Consider the following 19,118-nt stretch of genomic DNA (forward strand, 5'->3'; position numbering starts at 1 on the left):
GTAAGGGAGTGGATTCGTGAAGTCGGAAAATTCATATGAATTTGAATGCGTTCATTGCGTCCATTCCAGCTTATTTCTCCCTTGTGGAAGAGCCTTCTTCTGGCTGGCCACAACTTGATTCACCTGCTGGTAAAACATTAATGTTTACGAGGCTAATCTAATGTAGGTGTTTTCCAGGAATTGATCGTAGAGCGGTGATCCACGCGATTGCGAGAACAGATAAACTAATAGCAACACAATAAATAGAGTGCTATCCATTATATATGAACATATCCAACACTAAAATCGATCGCAGCAACCTTCTCTATCATCTTGGACTCCTGGCACGGCGCTGGCGCCAGGTTCTGGATAGTGAATTGAATGCCGCCGGATTGACGGATGCCACCTGGCGTCCCCTGCTGCACCTCCACATCCTTGGTGACGGCGTTCGCCAGAAAGACCTGGCGGCATCTGTCGGCATTGAAGGCCCCTCCCTTGTCCGCCTTATCGATACCCTGGTAACCAAGGGGCTGATCCAGCGCTCTGAAGATGGTACGGACCGTCGAGCGAAACAGCTCTGCCTGACGCCGGAAGGACAGCTGATCGTTGCCAGGATCAAGGGAATCGTAATGCCTCTTGAAAACGAACTTCTCAGCTCCTTCAGCGACAGTGACATCGCCCGCTTCGGACATTTCATCCTCTCCCTGGAATCAACCCTAAATGACGTGCGGAGTCGTGTGAAGCGATGATGCATCGCAACCTGCAGCTGCTTTTTCGCCGCGAGTGGCCACACCTGGTCCTTGCCGCCCGCGGGACCGTTGCCGCCATTGCCGCCCTGGCAGTGGCAGTCCTGCTGAAACTGGAGTGCCCTTACTGGGCGGCAATGACTGCGCTGATAGTCATCCAGCCTACTCGCGGACTGCTCCTGGAAAAGAGCTTTTATCGGCTGATCGGCACAGCCGCCGGTTCAGTGGCGGGAATGATGATGCTCCTTTCCTCCCGGTCGCCGGCCATGCTAACGATCCTGCTCGCCCTCTGGCTAGGGGCATGCGTTGGTGCCGGCAACCTGCAGTACGGTCTCCGTTCCTATGGTGCCATGGTGGCCGCCTGCACCGGCGCCGTCATTGCCATGGCCGGCTACAACAACCCACCCCACCTGCACGACCTGGTTTTCGGAAGAATCGCCTGCATTGTCATCGGAATCGTCATCTCAACGACGGTGACCCTGCTCTTTTCCCATGGCCGCTCGAAACGCGAACTGCTGGACCGCCTGCGCAGGGTTACCATTCAGAATATCGAATGGGTGGCGCTGCTTGTGCGTGGAGGGAATGACAAGGAATTGATTGCCCTGCGGCAAGAGCTCCTTGTAGAGATCGCTGACATCGAAGGCACCGTGGATGCCGCCTGGGCCGGCTCTCTGGACCTCAAACGCAGGAAGCGCCATATCAGAGATCTGATCGTCTCGCTGCTGACCCTTTTGGAAGCCGGCAAACTGGCCGGTGATCATCTGGTCCGGCAGGATTCGCGCCTCGCACCCTGGCGAGGATCCCTTGCCCGGCACCTGGAAGACGTTGCACTGCACCTGGCCGAACAGGGATCAACCAGACCTGATATTACCGAGATGAGACTGGTTCTGTCCGAAACAAGTATCCGCGCCCCCCTGCTGGGTGAGACATTGGGTGAACTGATCAATGCACTACAACTCGTCATGGATGAGTGGGACACAACAACACCTCAAATCGAAAGACCGGCCAGTACCAGGTTCGTACGACACCGCGACTGGCAGGAGGCAGGGCGTGCGGCAATCCGGGCTGCGGCAGCCATATCCGCAGTCGGTATTGTCTGGCACATGACCGGTTGGGATGGAGCCCCACTCATGATGATGGCAACATCTATCATGGTCAGTATTTTCTCCACGCATGACCGCCCGTCAGTCATGCTTTCTCATATTTTCCGGGGGGCCTCGCTCGGCGTTGCAGCGGCCTTTCTCTGCCGACTGTTCCTGCTACCGGGAACCAGTAACACGCTCACCCAGGCGGTCATCATCGTTCCCTTTCTCATGGTCGGCATTGTTGCCCTCTCCCATCGCCGGACAGCTCTTGGGGCCATGGACTACCTGCTCTTTTTCCTGTTTGTCATGCAGCCGGGATTGCCCGCCGTCCCTCCACCTAGCAGCTTTGTGGCGGGCGGGTTCGCCTGCCTGGGAGGAATCGCTGTTGCCATCCTTGCTTTCCGCTTCCTCTTGCCGATCGATCCTGCCAGACGGCTGCGTTCAATCATGATCGCCATAGTCCACGATCTGAACAGTATGGCTGCAGCGGATTCACTCCTGCTGGTGGAGAAGTGTAGAGCCCGGACGCACCACAGGGTCCTGCGCATGCTCGCCAACGCCAGAAAACTGGATGAGGATCTAAATCCTATCGTGGAGGGGGGACTCGCAACCCTGGCCATCGGCAGGTACCTGCAACGGTTGAGAGAAGCCGAAAGGGCCGATGGAATTCCCCCGGAGGCATTGGGCGCCATCCGGGAATCCATGCTAAAGCTCATCGCGGCTATTCCGCAAACAAGAGAAATATTGTCGATACTGGAAGATGTCTCCACAACCCTCAGCAGGGCAGTGGAAGCCAATCACGCAAATTATGACTCATCAGTTCAGGCAGCCCTCCTGCACATTCGTGATGAACAACCTCCGGCGCAATTGCCGTTTGTTACGAGGAAAAATTGTCAATGCCATACCTGAGATTCAAAGGATTTGATGAAGAGTTTGTGCGACAGCAGGCACCGCTGTTCGTGGAGGAATTTTCCCGTGCAGCGGCCGTTCCACGGGAAATTGTAAAAGTTGAGCTGCTCAGCATCACGCAGATAACGCCTACGCCCCGCTCGCTCGAAATATATATGTTTCCGCGGACACAGGAAAAACATGACGCCATTGCTGCAACACTTCATGCCATTCTCAGCAGGCACGGTTGTGGGGATGTTCACATCTTCTTTGTTCTGCTCGCTCCCTCCCTGTACTACAAGGAAGGAATGCCTTTACAGGACATCAGCTGGCTGCCGGCAAGTTCTTGAACAGGAATGTTTACAACATGAATTCACGTAGAAATTCAACTGGCGGCTTGCTCCTGACCGCATGCATCATCAGCTTCGTCTGCTTCTTCGGTTCCTATATGCGGATTCCGATCGTCCCGCTGTTCGCCACGTCGCTCGGCGCCGACACGGTGCAGGTGGGAATGATAAACGGCGCGTTCATGCTGATGGCGGGTGCGCTCTCCATACCGTCGGGACTCATCTCGGACCGGCTTGGGCGCAGACTGCCGCTGCAGGGAGGAATGATCCTGCTAGCCGGTTCATCGTTTCTGCTCTACTGGTGCAGCAGCCCGTTACAGATGGCCGTCATTTATCTGCTGTTTGGTGTGGGGCTTTCAGCCTTTTCACCCACCCTCATGTCCTATGTGGCTGATGTCACACCGCCTGAGATGCTGGGGCAGGCCTACGGCTGGTATACCATGGCTTTGTACGGCGGCATGACACTCGGTCCGGCTGCCGGCGGCTTCCTTGGGACGGCACTTGGGCTGCGGCCGGTGTTCCTCGTTGCTGGCGGGTTGGTCTTCATCATGTTTTTCGTTGCGCTCTTCTTCCTTCCTACCCACCCGGCTCACGATCGTGATGGCCTGGCTTCGCCTGCCATCATGCCTTTACTGAAAAGCCTTATGAGCAATCGCCCGCTGGTGGCCTGTCTGGTCGCCACACTCGGCGGTTGTTTCGGCTTCGGTATGTTTGTCACCTTCATGCCTCTCTACATCCGGAGCCAAGGCATGACTACGGGGGCGGTGGGGTTCGTTTTTGCAACCCAGGCCCTGGCCAATGCACTTTCGCGTCTGCCTGCCGGTCGGCTCTACGATCGGGTAAAGAACCGGAGTCTCCTCGTAACCGGCGGGCTGGCTGTTTTTGCCCTGGCACTGGCAGCCTTCGGGCTCTGTCACTCGGTGGTGTCGCTGATGGCCGCTGCGGCAGTGATGGGGGTCAGCATGGGAGTAGCCTTCACGGTTATCTGCGCACTGATTGCCGATGTTGTACCGCGGGAAATGCGGGGACTCGCCATGGGATGCTACAACACCAGCGTCTATGCCGGCATGATGCTCTGTTCGGTTGGCATGGGGATGGTCATCAAAGGGGAGGGTTTTCGGGCCGGCTTTTTCCTGAGTGGTGCAGTGGGGATGATTGTACTATTGCTGTTCAGATTTCTTTATCGCCAACCTGCATCGGTCATATCCTGCATTCGATCATAGCGACTTTGGCAGTATCACTTATCACCTGCAGTCACCGGAATCATGATTTCGTTGCGACGCATAAACCAAAGAGTAAAAGGTGGGTTGTAACGAGCCCAGATCGGTTCACCGGTAACGGTGTAGCGGTTATCTTTGATCCATTTTTCCAGTTTGTCTTTGTTGAGCAGATACTTCTCCTCACTCCAGGAACCGGAATATCGAACGGCAGCCACCCGGCGACCGGGAACCTGCCGCAGCTTAATCTTTGGATCATCTGGAACAGGCAGGGTTTCCATGGTGAATGAGGCCGGCATCATGAAACTGACGGCCCACTTTCCCTGTATACTCTGCTGACTGACCGGAGCGGTCATGGCTATTTTCTCTCCCTCCTGTTCCTGCGAAACAGGAGCCGTCATAGTAATCTTTTTGCGAGATTTGTTGTCACCGGATATGTAGCGGAAAAGCGGTCTGAATGCCTTGTTACCGGCACCTTTCAAGTCGCCGTCGACAATGATCTCCGCCAGGATCTGGGGCGGGTAGTCGCGCAACTCGAAGATATCGTCGCTTTTCAGCAGAGTGTAGGGGGCTTCTTCAGTTGCCATGGCAATGGTCGCTCCTGTGAACAGCAGTAATAGTATGGCCGTGATCAATCCGATCAGTATATTCATGGTTTTACCTCCACCGGTGAAAATCCACGACGGATATTCTCCATACGGCTGCGGTTTTTGCCCAGATCCGAATACCCCAACCGCGATGAGGATCGGACGTGTATGACTCGCCCAGCCCTGTCCAGCAGAAATTCTCCATCGTCAACAAACAACATCGTTCGCAACTCGACCCGCAGATAGCCCGAACTTTCCTCGATAACAACAGTGTCGTTGCGCTGCACCAGAATCTGCTTCAGCCGTGCAAATGCGGCATCAGGATCGCCATTGAATGCCAGCGGTGCAATACTGTGCCGCTCATCGGAAGCCTGACTGGACACACAGTTGGGCGACGACGGACAGGAAGACAAACTCTCGCCCCGCACCCCCAGATTGCTCGGGCGTTCCCCGGCGCAGGCTGCCAGTAGGCCTGAAAATGCACACATGACGATGCCCCTTCCTCGCAACCTTACTATCATTGACTGCCTCCACGTTTCAATTCAGCCATCAACGTTACCACCGCCAGCTCTGGGTGATGACAAATGGCAGTATTGCTCACGACTGGATATATGCCAGGTTTCTGCTGCCAGGACAGGTTGAGCAGCTGCTCGCTACGGTTCATGGCGAGCAGCGCTTTGGCGGTGGTCGTGCGGAAGGAAATTTTTTCCTCTTTAATTGGCAACACAAACCAAAGCGCATCAGTCCTCACCCCATCATTTTCTAGAAGCAGACTTTACTCAGCTATTATAATGTAGCGGCTATTATAGATGGTTACTATAGTTTGTCAGAGAAACATTTACAGTTAAAAACTCTGCCGCGACAGCACCGGATACAGCTCAGGGAAAACAGCTGGCGGCATGGAGGGATGCGGAGCAATGTGACCTGCAATCTGGTGGCAATAAAGGGTACTTTCACACCAGACAAAACAAAAAAAGGGAGCTACGAACTTAATCGTAACTCCCTGTTTTTTCTGGCTCCCCAACCCGGACTCGAACCAGGGACAAGGTGATTAACAGTCACCTGCTCTACCGACTGAGCTATTGGGGAATATGATCTTTTGGAAACCTGTCAAGACGGGCCGTCCAAAAGGTAAGCGGGTTTATACCATCAGTTCCAAAGAGCTGTCAATACCAAATAATCATAGTTGCAAAAAGTCGGGAGAGTTTTTTCTTCACCCCCGAATACACTGCCCTGGCAGCAGACCGTGGAATACTCAACAGTTTTGTTGAATATTCTCCTGTTATTTTCTCACGCTGAGATCCACGTTTCTATTATACTGCAATTACAGTAGAATTCTTGAAGACCGACTTGGCATAGTACTTGATAATGTAGGAAACACATCCTGAAATACAGAAAAAGAGGACCCAATGAAAAACAAGATAATCAATGCCATTCTGATCCTGCTGGTGGGCACCCTGCTGACGGTATTGGCGTTATATGTCAGAACAGGCGCAACTATCGATTCAGTTGCTGTCCTGAAAACAGGGGGCATGACCTGCAGCAGCTGCTCCAGCAAGATTTCCAAGGCACTGGAAACAGAAAAAGGCGTTGCCGCTGTTGAAGTAGACGTGCCGGGTGGCTGGGTGATCATCGGCTATGACTCCCATGCTGCGAAACCGGAGCTATTGTCCGGCCGGGTGAAGGAAACCGGCTTTACCAATGTTGTTCAAACCGTCCTGACCCCGGAACAGTTCAAGCAGATCACAGGCCGAAACATCGGGCAGAACGTACCACGATCCGGCTGCTGCGGTAGCGGCGGATGCAATACAAAAAACAGAAGTTAACCAAAAGGAGCGAGTAATGGCACGGAATACTCAGAAGTTCGGAATAGCAGCAGGTGTTGTCGCTTTAGTGCTGGTCAGCATCATCAGCGTATTTGCTTTTTCTTTGGGCAAATACGAAAAGGTCAAACCCACAGGGAATGTAGTCTCATTGCCGGTGGCCCAGGTGAATGACGGCAAGGCTCACTTCTACAAGTTTACCGACAGCGGCAAGGAGATCGCCTTTTTCGCGGTCAAGGCTGCCGACGGCACTATCAAAACCGCCTTTGACGCTTGCGACGCCTGCTACAGGGACAAAAAAGGCTATGAGCAGCAGGGCGACAAGCTGAACTGCAAGAACTGCAATCAGAAATTTGCCATTAATCGCCTTGGCCCCAACGCGACCGGTGGCTGCAACCCCGGCTACCTGCCCAACCAGATCAGCGGCACCACCGTCACCATCAACGTAAGTGACCTCAAAAACGGAGCGAGATACTTCTGATGAAGCTGCACACTATCTCCATCAACAACCTTAAACGCCGCAAGGCAAAGATGGCGTTTCTGACCATCGGATTAATGGTGGGCATCGCCACGATTGTGATCCTGATGACTCTGACCAGCTCCATGTCTCGTGACATTGAGCACAAGATGGAGGAATTCGGGGCCAACATCCTGATCACCCCCCAAAGCAACGGCCTCTCCATGAACTATGGCGGCATCGGCCTGGGAGGAGTGACATTTGATCAGCGCGAAATCCGCGAAGAGGACCTGGCAGCGATAAAAACCATCGCGAACAACAAAAACATTTCCGCCATAGCCCCCAAGGTTCTGGGAGGGATTCAAATTGGAAAGCACGATGTGCTGCTGGTCGGCGTTCATTTTGACAGTGAACTGAAGATGAAACAGTGGTGGCGTATTTTCGGGGAGGCGCCTGCAACAGACAATCAGCTGCTGCTGGGAAGTGATGCTTCCAAGGTACTGAACGTCAGCTCCGGAGACACACTTCAGATCAAGGGAGAAACCTTCAAGGTATCCGGTGTGCTTGAACAGACCGGATCACAGGATGACGCCCTGGTTTTTGCTTCCCTGAAAAAGGCTCAGGATCTGCTCGGCAAACAGGGCAGGATCACACTGGCCGAAGTGGCGGCACTCTGCTCGGGCTGTCCTATCAGTGACATGGTCACCCAGATTGCCGAGAAGCTGCCTGACGCGAAAGTGTCAGCCATCCAGCAGGTGGTGGAGGGGCGCCTGAAGACCCTTGACCAGTTTAAACGCTTTTCCTACGCCATGGCCGGTGTTGTGGTGTTCATCGGTTCCCTGATAGTTTTTGTCACCATGATGGGGAGCGTCAACGAGCGCACCACCGAGATCGGCGTGTTCCGCGCCATCGGCTTCCGCAAGAAACATATCATGCGCATCATCCTGTTTGAGGCGGCCCTGGTCAGCCTGTTGGCCGGTTGCCTGGGGTACCTGATCGGCATGGGGGGCGCCGCGCTCGCACTGCCCTTAATGGCAGAGAGCAAAAACGCTCACGTTGCCTGGGATGCAACCGTGGCAGGCGGTTCAGTCGGCCTGGCATTGTTGCTGGGGCTTCTGGCCAGCCTCTATCCGGCACTGCATGCGTCCAAAATGGATCCTACCGAGGCATTACGGGCGTTGTAGAAATTCAAACCTTTGAAGGCTTTTGAAATACTCAGGTTGTTCAAAAATAGTCAGATCGTCGCCCCCGGAGAAAGCCCCGCGGAGGCCCCTCACCCGGCTTTTGGCCACCCTCTCCCATAAAGGGAGAGGGAACTGAATGCCCTCCCCTTTTATGGGGGAGTGATAGGGAGGGGGCCAGCGCTACGCCGCACAAGGTGGCTTCCGAGGACGGCGGCGAGATGGCTGTTTTTCAACAACCCATCTTGGAGAGCAGCACAATGGCACTTATCGAAATCAACAACCTGAAAAAACATTACACCAGTGGCGAAGACACCATAGAAGCCCTTGCAGGAGTGGACATTTCCATCGAAGCGGGCGAATTCATTACCATCATGGGACACTCCGGCTCCGGCAAGAGCACACTTCTGTCGGTGTTGGGGGGGATGAACCATCCTACAGCCGGCGAAGTCGAGATGGCCGGAGTAAAACTCTACGATTTACCGGGAGAAGAACTGGCCGACTTTCGGGCGCAGCACCTCGGTTTTGTGTTCCAGTCGTTTCACCTGCTGCCCTACCTGACTGCCGTTGAAAACGTGATGCTGCCCCTGGCCATTGTCAAAATGAGTACGCACGACAAAAAAAGTGCAGCCTGCAAGGCGCTGGAACAGGTGGGACTCGGCGCAAAAACAGACCGTCTGCCCAACCAGCTTTCCGGCGGCGAACAGGAACGTGTCGCAATCGCCCGGGCGATCGTGAACAATCCACATATCCTGCTGGCAGACGAGCCGACCGGCAATCTTGATTCCACCACAAGCGAGCATGTCATGGCTCTCTTCCGGGAGCTCAATGACGCCGGCCAGACAATTGTCATGGTCACCCACAACGCAGAAAACGGCAGGTATGCGGACCGGACCATTGCCTTGAGGGATGGGAAGGTTGTGAACTCTTGAACTCTGGGTTATAACGTTCACATGAAATCCACCATCATACGCATCGGGCTTCTGGCCCTTTCCATCCTTGCGATCAGTCTTTTGCACTACCTGACCCCCCTGCACCTCCACTATCTCCATGACATCTTTCAGCGCTTCTATTACCTGCCCATCATCCTGGCAGCCATCTGGTTCGGCCTCCGCGGGGGGCTGATCTGTTCCCTGGCAGTCAGCATTGTCTATGCCCCGCACATTCTGTTCCAGTGGGGGGGCGGACTAACCCTGGAAATGGAAAAGTACCTGGAAATCGTCATGTACAACGTGGTCGGCGGCATCACCGGACTGCTCTCCCAGCGCGAACGGGAGCGTAGCATCGAGCTCGAAAAAACCGCACATGGCCTGGAGGAATCCTACAATGCGCTTCGGCTTCAGTCGGAGCGGATCATCACCATCGAAGAGCAACTGCGGCGGGCAGAAAGACTTTCAACATTAGGAGAAATGGCGGCGGTTCTGGCCCATGAGATCAGGAATCCGCTCGGCTCCATCCGCGGAACAGCAGAGATCCTGCGGGACGACTATCAACCGGGCAACCCCAAGTTTGAGTTCATTGAGATCCAGATTAAGGAGACCGATCGGCTCAATCATGTGGTAGAGGATTTTCTGCGCATGGCACGGCCCCAGGCGGTTGAAATGCGCCGCTGCTCCTTGCGCGAAGAGCTGGAAATGATCGTGACCCTGACCGGCAGCGATGCCAGAGATCGCCACATCAAGCTCGTACTGGAGCCTTTCAAGGGGGATGCCCTGGTACGGGGCGACGGGGAAAAACTGCGCCAGGCGTTCCTGAACATCATCATGAATGCGCTGCAAGCCACTCCAACCGACGGCAACGTCATCATCTCCCATCGGCAGACAGCTTCCGGCGAAGCGCTGTATTATGAAATCTGCTTCAGGGACAGCGGTCCCGGTATTGACGAAGAAACCGTTCAGCATATTTTTGAACCTTTTTTCACCACCAAAGCGGACGGCACCGGCCTGGGACTGGCCATTACGAAGAAGATCATCGAAGGTCATGGCGGAACACTGGAAGTAAAGAGCGGGATCGGCGCCGGCACGGAAGTAATCGTACAACTGCCGGTGCTGGCGGAGGGACAGGAACAATGAAGCCCAGGATTCTGATTATCGACGATGACACCTCGCTCAGACGGGTGCTGGAATACAACCTCCAGGAGGCCGGCTACGCCGTGGCCACCGCCGCTTCCGGCGAAGAGGGATTGGGGCTGTTCGACCAGGTCAACCCGGCACTGGTCATCACGGACATGAAGATGCCGGGCATGGATGGCACCCAGGTGCTGAAGGCGATCAAGGAGCGCTCGCCCGAGACACTGGTCATAATCATTACCGCTTTCGGCACGGTGGATGTGGCTGTTGAGGCCATGAAACTGGGAGCCTACGACTACATTACCAAGCCTTTCAATCGTGAAGAACTGCGCATGACAGTAAACAAGGCGCTTCAATTCACCGGACTGGCTGCGGAGAACCGGCGCCTGAAGGACGAGCTCTCAGACCGGGCCGACTTCCGCACAATGGTAGGTACATCCCATGCCATGGAGAAAGTTTTTCAGGTAGTGGACAAGGTGGCTGACACCGAAGCGTCGGTGCTGATTACCGGTGAATCAGGCACCGGCAAGGAACTGGTCGCCCGCTCGATCCATACCCGCAGCGGACGCAGAAACAAGGCTTTTGTCGCCATCAACTGCGCGGCCATACCCCGTGACCTGCTGGAGAGCGAACTTTTCGGCCATGTCAAGGGCGCCTTTACCGGGGCAATCAAGGATAAGACAGGCAAATTTCTGATGGCTGACGGAGGCACGCTGTTTCTGGATGAAGTCGGCGAACTGCCGGTTGAGTTACAGCCAAAACTGCTGAGAGCCCTGCAGGAGCGCGTGATCGAGCCGGTGGGAGGCACAACGGCGCACAAGCTGGATGTGCGGGTGGTTTCAGCAACCAATCTGGACATGGAAAAAGCGCTGGCAGATGGTCTTTTTCGAGAAGATCTCTATTACCGCCTGGCGGTGATCCCGATCCACCTCCCCCCGCTGCGGCAGCGGCGCGACGACATCCCCCTGCTGCTGCGCTACTTCTGCGGGAAACATGGTGCGGACCAGGTAACCTTTGACAAGCAGGCCTTGAACAAGCTCGTCTCCTACAACTGGCCCGGAAACGTACGGGAACTGGAAAACACGGTGGAGCGCCTGTTGATCATGCGCAACGGTGCCACCATAACGTTGGAGGATCTGCCTGAAAAGATCAGCACCGGCGCTGGCCAAGCCTCCGCCGGCGAAGCGGGGACTGTGATCAATCTGCCGGAAGAAGGCTACTCGCTTGAGCAGCTGGAACGTGAGGTTGTGGTGCAGGCTCTGGAGCGTAACCAGTGGAACCAGACTGCGGCTGCGCGATTTCTGCGCATTCCGCGGCACACCCTGATCTACCGCATGGAAAAATACGAGATTATTCCGCCCATCAAATCAACGGGTGAGATGCCTAGTCAGCAGTAACCCTGCATGTGGAAGAAGTAATGTAATCACAGAAAAAGAACATTGAAGTATAATTACACATGATTAGTGCAGAATATTGATCCATACTGAAGAATATTCTTCACAATTATTGAGGGCTATGCATGTTAGTCCTTTGCTTTTTAGCAACTTAAAACTTTGGCATGATCCGTGTAATCCTGTTCGACACTACCTTCAGGAGTTACTTATGATAAAAAACCTCGCATTTGCCCTGATGCTGTTTTCTTTTTCTGCTGCCGTGGCATGGTCAGGCGAACAAAAATTACCTGCCGAAGACCTGTCGCATCTTATAGCTACTGCTGTGGCGAACAATCCGGAATTAAAGTCATCCCAGGCCCGTTGGCGGATGTTTGCCAATAAGGCTCAACAGGCTGGCAATCTTGAAGACCCGATGTTCATGTTCAAACTCCAGAACATGCTTGCCCGTGAGCCGCTCGTTTTCAACAAGGACCCTCAGTCCGCCAAGGTGATCGGCATCTCACAACAACTTCCCTTCTGGGGCAAACGTGCTCTCCAAAAGGAAGTTGCCAAATATGAGGGGGAGTCTTACAAATGGGCCAATGAAGAGCGCAAGCTTGAGCTGATTCGTATGGTCAAAGAGACGTACTACCAACTTTGGGCTGTTGAAAAATTTTCAGGGATTGTTGACAAAAACCTGAGGATTCTGGGCGACTTCGTGACTATTGCCGAGTCGAAGTATTCGGTTGGCCAAGGGGTACAGCAGGACATCTACAAGGCCGGCCTGGAAAAATCGAAGATGCTCGACATGCAGATCAACCTGCGCCAGCAGCGCAAAAGCCTGGAAGCAAATCTCAATTACCTGCTCTCTCGCCCCGGCACGACTGCGATTGGTCCCATTGCAGACTTTGAACTGCCGCAGCCCCCGCTCTCCGTCGAACAGCTGAATCAGGCGGCCTATGAAAATCGCCCCCAGATCAAAAGCCTTATCAGTCTCGCAAACAAGGGAGAAGCGTCTCATCGTCTGGCGAGAAAAGAGTTCTATCCTGACTTTAACCTGTCCTTCGAGTATATGTTCAAGGAAGCCGTTTCGACAGAAATGGTAAGTGACCCCGGCTATAACATGTTTACCGTCGGCGTGACCTTCAACCTGCCCTTCCAGCAGGCACGCCGCCGGGCGATGCTGGCCGAATCAACATCGGAAACGAACATGGCCATGGAAGAACTGAACGGATTGAAGAATAACATCTCGTACACCATCAATGACACCCTGGCCCAACTGGAACGACGCAGCAAGCTGATAGAGCTCTACAAGGGGGGCATCATCCCACAGGCGGAGCAATCTTTGGAATCCGCCATCATCAGCTATCGAGTGAGCAAAGTCGACTTTCTGACCCTCCTCGACGGCAGAATGAGTCTGTTCAACTATGAACGGGAACTGTACGAGTCGCAGGCTGAGTACATGATGAAACTGGCGCAACTAGAAGCGGCCATCGGAACCGATCTTGTATCTATGCCGGCAATGCAGACGGCAGTTCCGCCGGCGGCTGCGTTGGATCAGCCACAAACAGCATCACCGGCAGCACCTGCACCCGAGCATCCACAACATCATTAAAATTACCGCACCGAGGTACGATCATGGCTCTGAACAAAAAAATCGCAATCCCCCTGCTGGTACTCATTCTGGCTGCGGCAGGGGGTGGTGGCTGGTTCCTGTGGCAACAGAAACATCCGGGCACGGCAACCGACCAGAAAGTGGCTCAGGGCAAACAGCTTTACACCTGCTCGATGCATCCCTTTATCATCAAGGACAAGCCGGGAACCTGCCCGATCTGCGGCATGGAGTTGATCAAGAAGATCGATGGAGCCGCAGGCGGTGCCCAGACCGCAGAACAAAACCAACAGGGAGAAATGCTTGGACAGGTCTCGATGTCGGCAAACCAGCGGATCATGGCCAACGTTGCCACCATCGAGGCAAAAAATGGCACCCTGAACAAGGAAATCAACGCAGTAGGTATCGTACAATTCGATCAGTCACGCCAGGCCAAGGTTACCGCCTGGATCGCCGGCCGCATTGACAAACTGAACGTCGATACGGTAGGGGCGCAGGTAAGCCAGAACAGGCCGGTGGCAGAAATATACTCGCCCGACCTCCTGGCAACCCAGCAGGAATACCTGCTGGCGGTAAAGAGCCGAGACCAGTTAAAAAATTCACCGATTTCCTCCATATCGCAAAACGGTGATAGCCTGGTAGCTTCTGCAAAACAGCGGCTGGTGCTGTACGGTGTCAAGGAAAAACAAATCGCCGAACTGGAAAAAGCAGGAAAGCCCAATATTCGCTTGCCGATTTATACGCCGCTATCCGGTGTTGTCATCGAAAAAATGGTCCAGCAGGGACAATATGTCAATGTTGGTGAGGTGCTCTTCAATATCGCCGATCTCTCAAAAGTCTGGGTAGAAATAGATGTCTTTGAAAATGAAGTTCCTTTTGTGCGGGTCGGGCAGCAGGTGGAAATACGCTCCGCAACAGAACATGGCGCAGTATCCAACGGCAGGATCAGCTTCGTCTACCCCTTTCACGACCCCAAAACCCACACAGTGAAGGCTCGCGTGGAACTGTCCAACCCGGGCCACAAACTGAAGCCGGATATGTTCGTCAATGCGATCATCAGAATGCCGCTGGCAAAAGGAATCGTCGTCCCGGTAACTGCGGTGATCGACACCGGTAAACGCCAGCTGATCTGGGTCGAAATGTCTCCAGGGATATTTGAACCGCGTGAGGTACAAGTTGGCGAACGTATTGACGATAAAGTGCAGATCCTGTCCGGCATCAAAGTTGGTGACAAGGTTGCGGTTTCAGGTTCCTACCTGATTGACTCGGAATCCCAGTTAAAAGGTGGCGGTGGTCAGGACCACAGCAAGCACGGTGACAAACCGGAGACGAAGGGACAAACCCCTGCGACGCCAGCGAAAAAGGATTCATTGAAGATGGATGATATGAAGATGTGATGTCAGAGGCAATAGAACGCGGATCAAATCTGATTGGACGGATTTTCGCGGATTATTTGCTAAAGGGAAGGGAGGAAACCATGCTTCAGAAAGAGTTGACAGATATAATAATCGGGGCGTTCTACACCGTGTACAATACTCTAGGGTATGGCTTTCTTGAGAAAAATTATGAAAATGCCCTGCTTATTGAGTTGCGAAAACAGGGGCTTAATGTAGAGCAGCAGAAACCTTTGGCCGTTCATTATGAAGGGATCGTAGTCGGTGAGTACTTTGCCGATATCGTTGTCAATAATTCTGTAATTATTGAACTTAAGGCAGCTGAAGCCGTGCGTAAGGAACACGCGGCGCAACTAACTAATTATCTGAAAGCGACTGGTATAGAAGTAGGCCTTCTTTTCAATTTTGGTCCTAGTGCCGAGTTTAAGAGGGTAATCTTTACACAGAACAAAATCTGCGAAAATCCGCTCAATCCGTCTAATCCGCGTTCTATTGCCTCTAAGGTGTTCCCAACATGATCGAAAAAATTATTGAATACTCCGCCCGCAATCGGGTCATTGTCCTGATGATCTTCGGACTGATCATCGCCTGGGGGGGATGGTCGGTCTACAAGACACCGGTGGATGCCATACCGGATCTGTCCGACAACCAGGTAATCGTCTTTACCGATTATCCCGGTCGTTCACCGCAGGTGGTTGAGGACCAGGTCACCTACCCGCTGGCGGTCAACCTGCAGGGACTGCCACAGGTCCGTGCCGTACGGGCCTCTTCAGCCTTCGGCTTCTCGATGATCTACGTCATCTTTGAAGACAAGGCCGACATCTACTGGGCAAGAACCCGTGTCCTTGAGCGGCTCAATTATGCAGCCTCGCTGCTGCCACCCGGTGTAGTCCCTACTCTCGGCCCTGACGGCACCGGCGTGGGCCATGTCTTCTGGTATACCATCGAGGGCAAAGGCTACGACCTGGAGCAGCTGCGCACTTTGCAGGACTGGTTCGTGCGGTATCAGCTCAACACCGTCCAGGGTGTGGCCGAGGTGGCCTCCATCGGCGGCCTGGTGCGCGAATACCAGATCGACCTGGACCCCACCAAGCTCTTTTCCTACAAAGTCACCTCCGGAAAGGTCATGGAAGCAGTCAAGGCGGCCAACAAGGATGTTGGCGGCCGCCTGATTGAACAGGCTGACGCCGAATACCTGATCCGCGGACGCGGCTATGTCAAATCCAAGCAAGACCTGGAGAACATTGTAGTCGGTGCCGACATGCGCGGGACACCGATCTACGTCAAAAACCTCGGCACGGTCCAGATGGGGGGCGCCATCAGACGTGGCTTGCTGGAGATGAATGGCGAGGGCGAGGCCGTGGGCGGCATCGTGGTCATGCGCTACGGCGAGAACGCCAAGGAGGTCATCGACCGGGTCAAGACCAAGATCAAGGAACTGGAAAAGGGACTGCCTCCGGGCGTAAAGATCATGGTTTCCTACGATCGCTCCGACTTGATCCAGCGGGCGATTGACACCCTGAAACACAATCTGGTGGAGGAATCGGTCGTCGTTTCGCTGGTGATCCTGATCTTCCTGCTGCATTTCCAGAGCGCGCTGGTCATCGTGCTAACCCTGCCGATCTCCGTCCTGATCGCCTTTATCACCATGAAACTGATGGGGGTCAGCTCCAACATCATGTCCCTGGGGGGCATCGCCATCGCCATCGGGGTGCTGGTGGATGCCGGGGTAATCATGGTGGAGAACTGCTACCGCCACCTGTCCGAGATGCCGCCCGAGGAACGTGCCGGCAAACGGCTGGAAGTAGTGATTACTTCGGCCAAACAGGTCGGGCGGGCTATCTTCTTTTCCCTGGCCATCATCGTGCTTTCCTTTGTGCCGGTTTTTCTGCTGGAGGGACAGGAAGGCAAGATGTTCCACCCCCTGGCCTTCACCAAAACCTTCTCTATGATGGGCTCGGCTATTATTGCCATCACGCTGGTGCCGGTGCTGATGTACTTCTTCATGCGGGGCAAGATGCCGCCGGAGAGTTCCAATCCGGTTTCGACCTTCTTTATCAAGCTGTATTCGCCAGTCATCCGCTGGGTACTGGTCTGGAAGAAAACAACCATTGCCCTGAACATCGTGGCCCTGCTGATTGCCGTTCCCCTGTTCATGCAGCTGGGCAGTGAATTCATGCCCCCTTTGGATGAGGGATCCCTGCTCTACATGCCGGTCACGCTCCCCAATGTCTCGATTACCGAGGCCAAACGCATCATCCAGGTACAGGACACCATCATCAAAAGTGTCCCCGAGGTCGAGCATGTACTCGGCAAGGTGGGCCGGGCCGAAACATCCACCGACCCGGCGCCGGTTTCAATGTTCGAAAGCATCATCATCCTCAAGCCCAAGGACAAATGGCGGGCAGGGATGAAGAAGGCCGACATTGTGGCTGAGCTGGACTCCAAGCTCCAGCAGATCGGCGTCCGCAACGGCTGGACCCAGCCGATCATCAATCGCATCAACATGCTCTCCACCGGGGTGCGAACAGACCTGGGAGTCAAAATTTTCGGCAATGATCTGAATGTGCTGAAAGATCTGGCGCTGCAGACCGAAACAATCCTCAAACCGATTAACGGCGCAGCTGACGTGGTGGCAGAACGGGTCACCGGCGGCAATTACATCGACATTGACATCGATCGGGAAGCGGCGGCCCGTTATGGTGTGAATGTCGGTGACATCCAGGATGTGATCGAGACCGCTCTGGGGGGCGAGATGCTCTCCACAACGGTTGAAGGCAGAAACCGCTTCCCGATCCGCATCCGCTACCTGCGCGACTACCGGGACAACATCCCGGCCATCCGCCGCATCCTTGTATCAGGGATGGGAGGCACCCAGGTACCACTCTCACTGGTAACAAGATTGAAAATCTCCACCGGCGCGCCGGAGATCAACAGTGAGGGTGGACTCCTGCGTTCACTGGTATTCCTCAACGTCCGCGGCCGGGATATGGGTGGCTTTGTCACCGAGGCCAAGCAGGTGCTGGAAAAGAATCTCAAGCTGCCGCCAGGCTACTATGTGGCCTGGTCCGGCCAGTGGGAAAACCAGATCCGCGCCAAAGCACGCCTGCAGATGCTGGTGCCGATCGGCATCCTGATCATCTTCATCCTGCTCTACTTTACCTTCCACTCGGCCCTGGAAGCCTCCATGGTCATGCTTTCGGTACCATTCGCCCTGGTGGGTGGGGTCTACCTGGTTTCGGCACTGGGGTATAACCTGTCGGTGGCAGTGTGGGTCGGCTTTATCGCTCTGTACGGCATCGCCGTGGAAACCGGTGTAGTAATGGTCATTTACCTGCACGAGGCCCTGGACAAGAAACTGATCAACGGTCCCTGCACGGAGCAGGATATCTACGATGCCGCCTTTGAAGGGGCTGTACTCAGGCTCAGGCCCAAGCTTATGACTGTAGCAGTGGCTCTGCTGGGTCTGTTGCCGATCATGTGGTCTTCCGGTACCGGAGCCGATGTGATGAAGCCGATTGCCGCGCCAATGATCGGCGGGATGATCTCTTCGGCGGTGCATGTATTGATCATGACGCCGGTGATCTTTGTAATGATGAAAAAACGGGATTTAAAGAAAGGGAAGCTGCATTATTCAGGAATGAAGCATTGAACCCTCGTATCAGGCTTAAAAGATTGGGAGGATATTTCACCATACATGTTGAATATTCTCCACCACCATCCCGGCAGGCATTAAATTAACCTCTTTTACAGGTAGTTATGCTGTGGCACGACAAATGCTTTAGCAAAAGCTACGTAATTACCACTTAACCCAAAGGAGAACAGTAACATGAAAAAAATGACCGTATTAATCGCAGCACTCTTTGCCCTCACAGCGCCGATCTCCTCTTTCGCTGCAATGGATCATGGCTCCATGAATATGGGACATGGCGCCCATCATGGCGATGTCGCCCATGAAGAAGTTGTGGATGGCGTAAAGGCCACCTTCAAGGTCATGAGCATGAAGGAGCACATGAAAGCGATGAAGATGGAGATGCCCAAGGAAATGAAAGAGACCCATCACATTGCGGTTGAATTCAAGGATGCCAAAACAGGCAAGGCCCTGACCGAAGGCGAAGTCAAGGTCAAGGTACAAAACCCGGACAAAAGCGAGCAGGTCAAGGACTTGATGGGCATGCAGGGACACTTCGGAGCAGACTTCGACCTTTCCAAAAAAGGTAAATATGGCGTGATGTGCAAGTTCCAGCTGAAGGATGGCAAAACCCGCCAGTCCAAATTCTGGTACACAGTCAAGTAGCCCAATCGATTAATCAGGGAAGGATGAGAGCATCTGCAAAAACCTCACTAGCAACAAACCTTT

Annotated in this window: 18 protein-coding genes and 1 tRNA gene; 15 read left to right on the top strand and 4 right to left on the bottom strand. The window is 54.1% G+C overall.

Translation table 11 applies throughout. The features are described from left to right. The first annotated feature begins 263 nt into the window (after positions 1–263). Genes KJB30_RS05785 through KJB30_RS05800 form a run of 4 tightly spaced genes read left to right on the top strand, consistent with a single transcriptional unit; the run spans position 264 to position 4,268 of the window. Positions 264–728: a MarR family winged helix-turn-helix transcriptional regulator gene (locus KJB30_RS05785; RefSeq protein WP_214296995.1), complete on the top strand. Its 465-nt coding sequence runs from the start codon at positions 264–266 to the stop codon at positions 726–728. Continuing rightward, the gene (locus KJB30_RS05790; protein WP_214296996.1) at positions 725–2,719 is read left to right on the top strand and encodes an FUSC family protein; all 1,995 of its coding nucleotides are present in this window, start codon (positions 725–727) and stop codon (positions 2,717–2,719) included. The genes KJB30_RS05785 and KJB30_RS05790 overlap by 4 nt, the downstream gene beginning before the upstream one ends. Further along, positions 2,707–3,048 carry a DUF1904 family protein gene (locus KJB30_RS05795; protein ID WP_214296997.1) on the top strand — a complete coding sequence of 114 codons (342 nt, stop codon included), beginning with the start codon at positions 2,707–2,709 and terminating at the stop codon, positions 3,046–3,048. Before KJB30_RS05790 ends, KJB30_RS05795 begins: the two co-directional genes overlap by 13 nt. Before the next feature lie 17 nt (positions 3,049–3,065). Then, positions 3,066–4,268, top strand: a complete 1,203-nt coding sequence (locus KJB30_RS05800; RefSeq protein WP_214296998.1) for an MFS transporter — start codon at positions 3,066–3,068, stop codon at positions 4,266–4,268. A gap of 14 nt (positions 4,269–4,282) precedes the next feature. Here the strand turns inward: KJB30_RS05800 and KJB30_RS05805 are convergent, their stop codons facing one another. From KJB30_RS05805 to KJB30_RS05820, 4 genes are all read right to left on the bottom strand, one after another. Further along, positions 4,283–4,915, bottom strand: a complete 633-nt coding sequence (locus KJB30_RS05805; protein ID WP_246545521.1) for an SOUL family heme-binding protein — start codon at positions 4,913–4,915, stop codon at positions 4,283–4,285. After that, the gene (locus tag KJB30_RS05810; RefSeq protein ID WP_214296999.1) at positions 4,912–5,337 is read right to left on the bottom strand and encodes a DUF1499 domain-containing protein; all 426 of its coding nucleotides are present in this window, start codon (positions 5,335–5,337) and stop codon (positions 4,912–4,914) included. The genes KJB30_RS05805 and KJB30_RS05810 overlap by 4 nt, the downstream gene beginning before the upstream one ends. Positions 5,338–5,366: 29 nt before the next feature. Next, complete coding sequence (locus tag KJB30_RS05815) at positions 5,367–5,576, bottom strand: hypothetical protein (RefSeq protein ID WP_214297000.1); 210 nt, start codon at positions 5,574–5,576, stop codon at positions 5,367–5,369. 286 nt (positions 5,577–5,862) lie between these two features. Further along, positions 5,863–5,938: transfer RNA gene (locus KJB30_RS05820), tRNA-Asn, on the bottom strand. A gap of 320 nt (positions 5,939–6,258) precedes the next feature. Between KJB30_RS05820 and KJB30_RS05825 the strand changes: the two genes are divergently transcribed. The 11 genes from KJB30_RS05825 to KJB30_RS05875 all read left to right on the top strand — a co-directional run bounded on the left by KJB30_RS05825 (position 6,259) and on the right by KJB30_RS05875 (position 19,055). Then, positions 6,259–6,675, top strand: a complete 417-nt coding sequence (locus KJB30_RS05825) for a cation transporter (RefSeq protein ID WP_214297001.1) — start codon at positions 6,259–6,261, stop codon at positions 6,673–6,675. Between the two features lie 16 nt (positions 6,676–6,691). After that, a complete protein-coding gene (locus KJB30_RS05830) occupies positions 6,692–7,153 on the top strand; it encodes a DUF2318 domain-containing protein (RefSeq protein ID WP_214297002.1) in 462 nt (153 codons plus the stop codon). Beyond that, positions 7,153–8,313, top strand: a complete 1,161-nt coding sequence (locus KJB30_RS05835) for an ABC transporter permease (RefSeq protein WP_214297003.1) — start codon at positions 7,153–7,155, stop codon at positions 8,311–8,313. Before KJB30_RS05830 ends, KJB30_RS05835 begins: the two co-directional genes overlap by 1 nt. A gap of 257 nt (positions 8,314–8,570) precedes the next feature. After that, a complete protein-coding gene (locus KJB30_RS05840) occupies positions 8,571–9,242 on the top strand; it encodes an ABC transporter ATP-binding protein (RefSeq protein WP_214297004.1) in 672 nt (223 codons plus the stop codon). 21 nt (positions 9,243–9,263) lie between these two features. After that, positions 9,264–10,382, top strand: coding sequence for a two-component system sensor histidine kinase NtrB (locus KJB30_RS05845; protein WP_214297005.1), 1,119 nt, complete (start codon positions 9,264–9,266; stop codon positions 10,380–10,382). After that, positions 10,379–11,776, top strand: coding sequence for a sigma-54-dependent transcriptional regulator (locus KJB30_RS05850; protein ID WP_214297006.1), 1,398 nt, complete (start codon positions 10,379–10,381; stop codon positions 11,774–11,776). Before KJB30_RS05845 ends, KJB30_RS05850 begins: the two co-directional genes overlap by 4 nt. Before the next feature lie 205 nt (positions 11,777–11,981). After that, entirely contained in the window at positions 11,982–13,367 is a 1,386-nt protein-coding gene (locus tag KJB30_RS05855; protein WP_214297007.1) for a TolC family protein, read from the top strand. A 23-nt stretch (positions 13,368–13,390) separates the two neighbouring features. After that, a complete protein-coding gene (locus KJB30_RS05860; RefSeq protein ID WP_214297008.1) occupies positions 13,391–14,761 on the top strand; it encodes an efflux RND transporter periplasmic adaptor subunit in 1,371 nt (456 codons plus the stop codon). A gap of 80 nt (positions 14,762–14,841) precedes the next feature. Continuing rightward, on the top strand, positions 14,842–15,276 hold the full coding sequence (locus tag KJB30_RS05865; RefSeq protein WP_214297009.1) for a GxxExxY protein: 435 nt from the start codon (positions 14,842–14,844) through the stop codon (positions 15,274–15,276). Next, complete coding sequence (locus KJB30_RS05870) at positions 15,273–18,410, top strand: efflux RND transporter permease subunit (RefSeq protein ID WP_214297010.1); 3,138 nt, start codon at positions 15,273–15,275, stop codon at positions 18,408–18,410. The genes KJB30_RS05865 and KJB30_RS05870 overlap by 4 nt, the downstream gene beginning before the upstream one ends. A 177-nt stretch (positions 18,411–18,587) precedes the next feature. Next, positions 18,588–19,055 (top strand): hypothetical protein, encoded by a 468-nt coding sequence (locus KJB30_RS05875; RefSeq protein WP_214297011.1) that lies wholly within the window; start codon positions 18,588–18,590, stop codon positions 19,053–19,055. Positions 19,056–19,118: the final 63 nt, after the last annotated feature.

The sequence above is a fragment of the Pelotalea chapellei genome (assembly GCF_018531195.1).
Taxonomy (GTDB): domain Bacteria; phylum Desulfobacterota; class Desulfuromonadia; order Geobacterales; family Pseudopelobacteraceae; genus Pelotalea; species Pelotalea chapellei.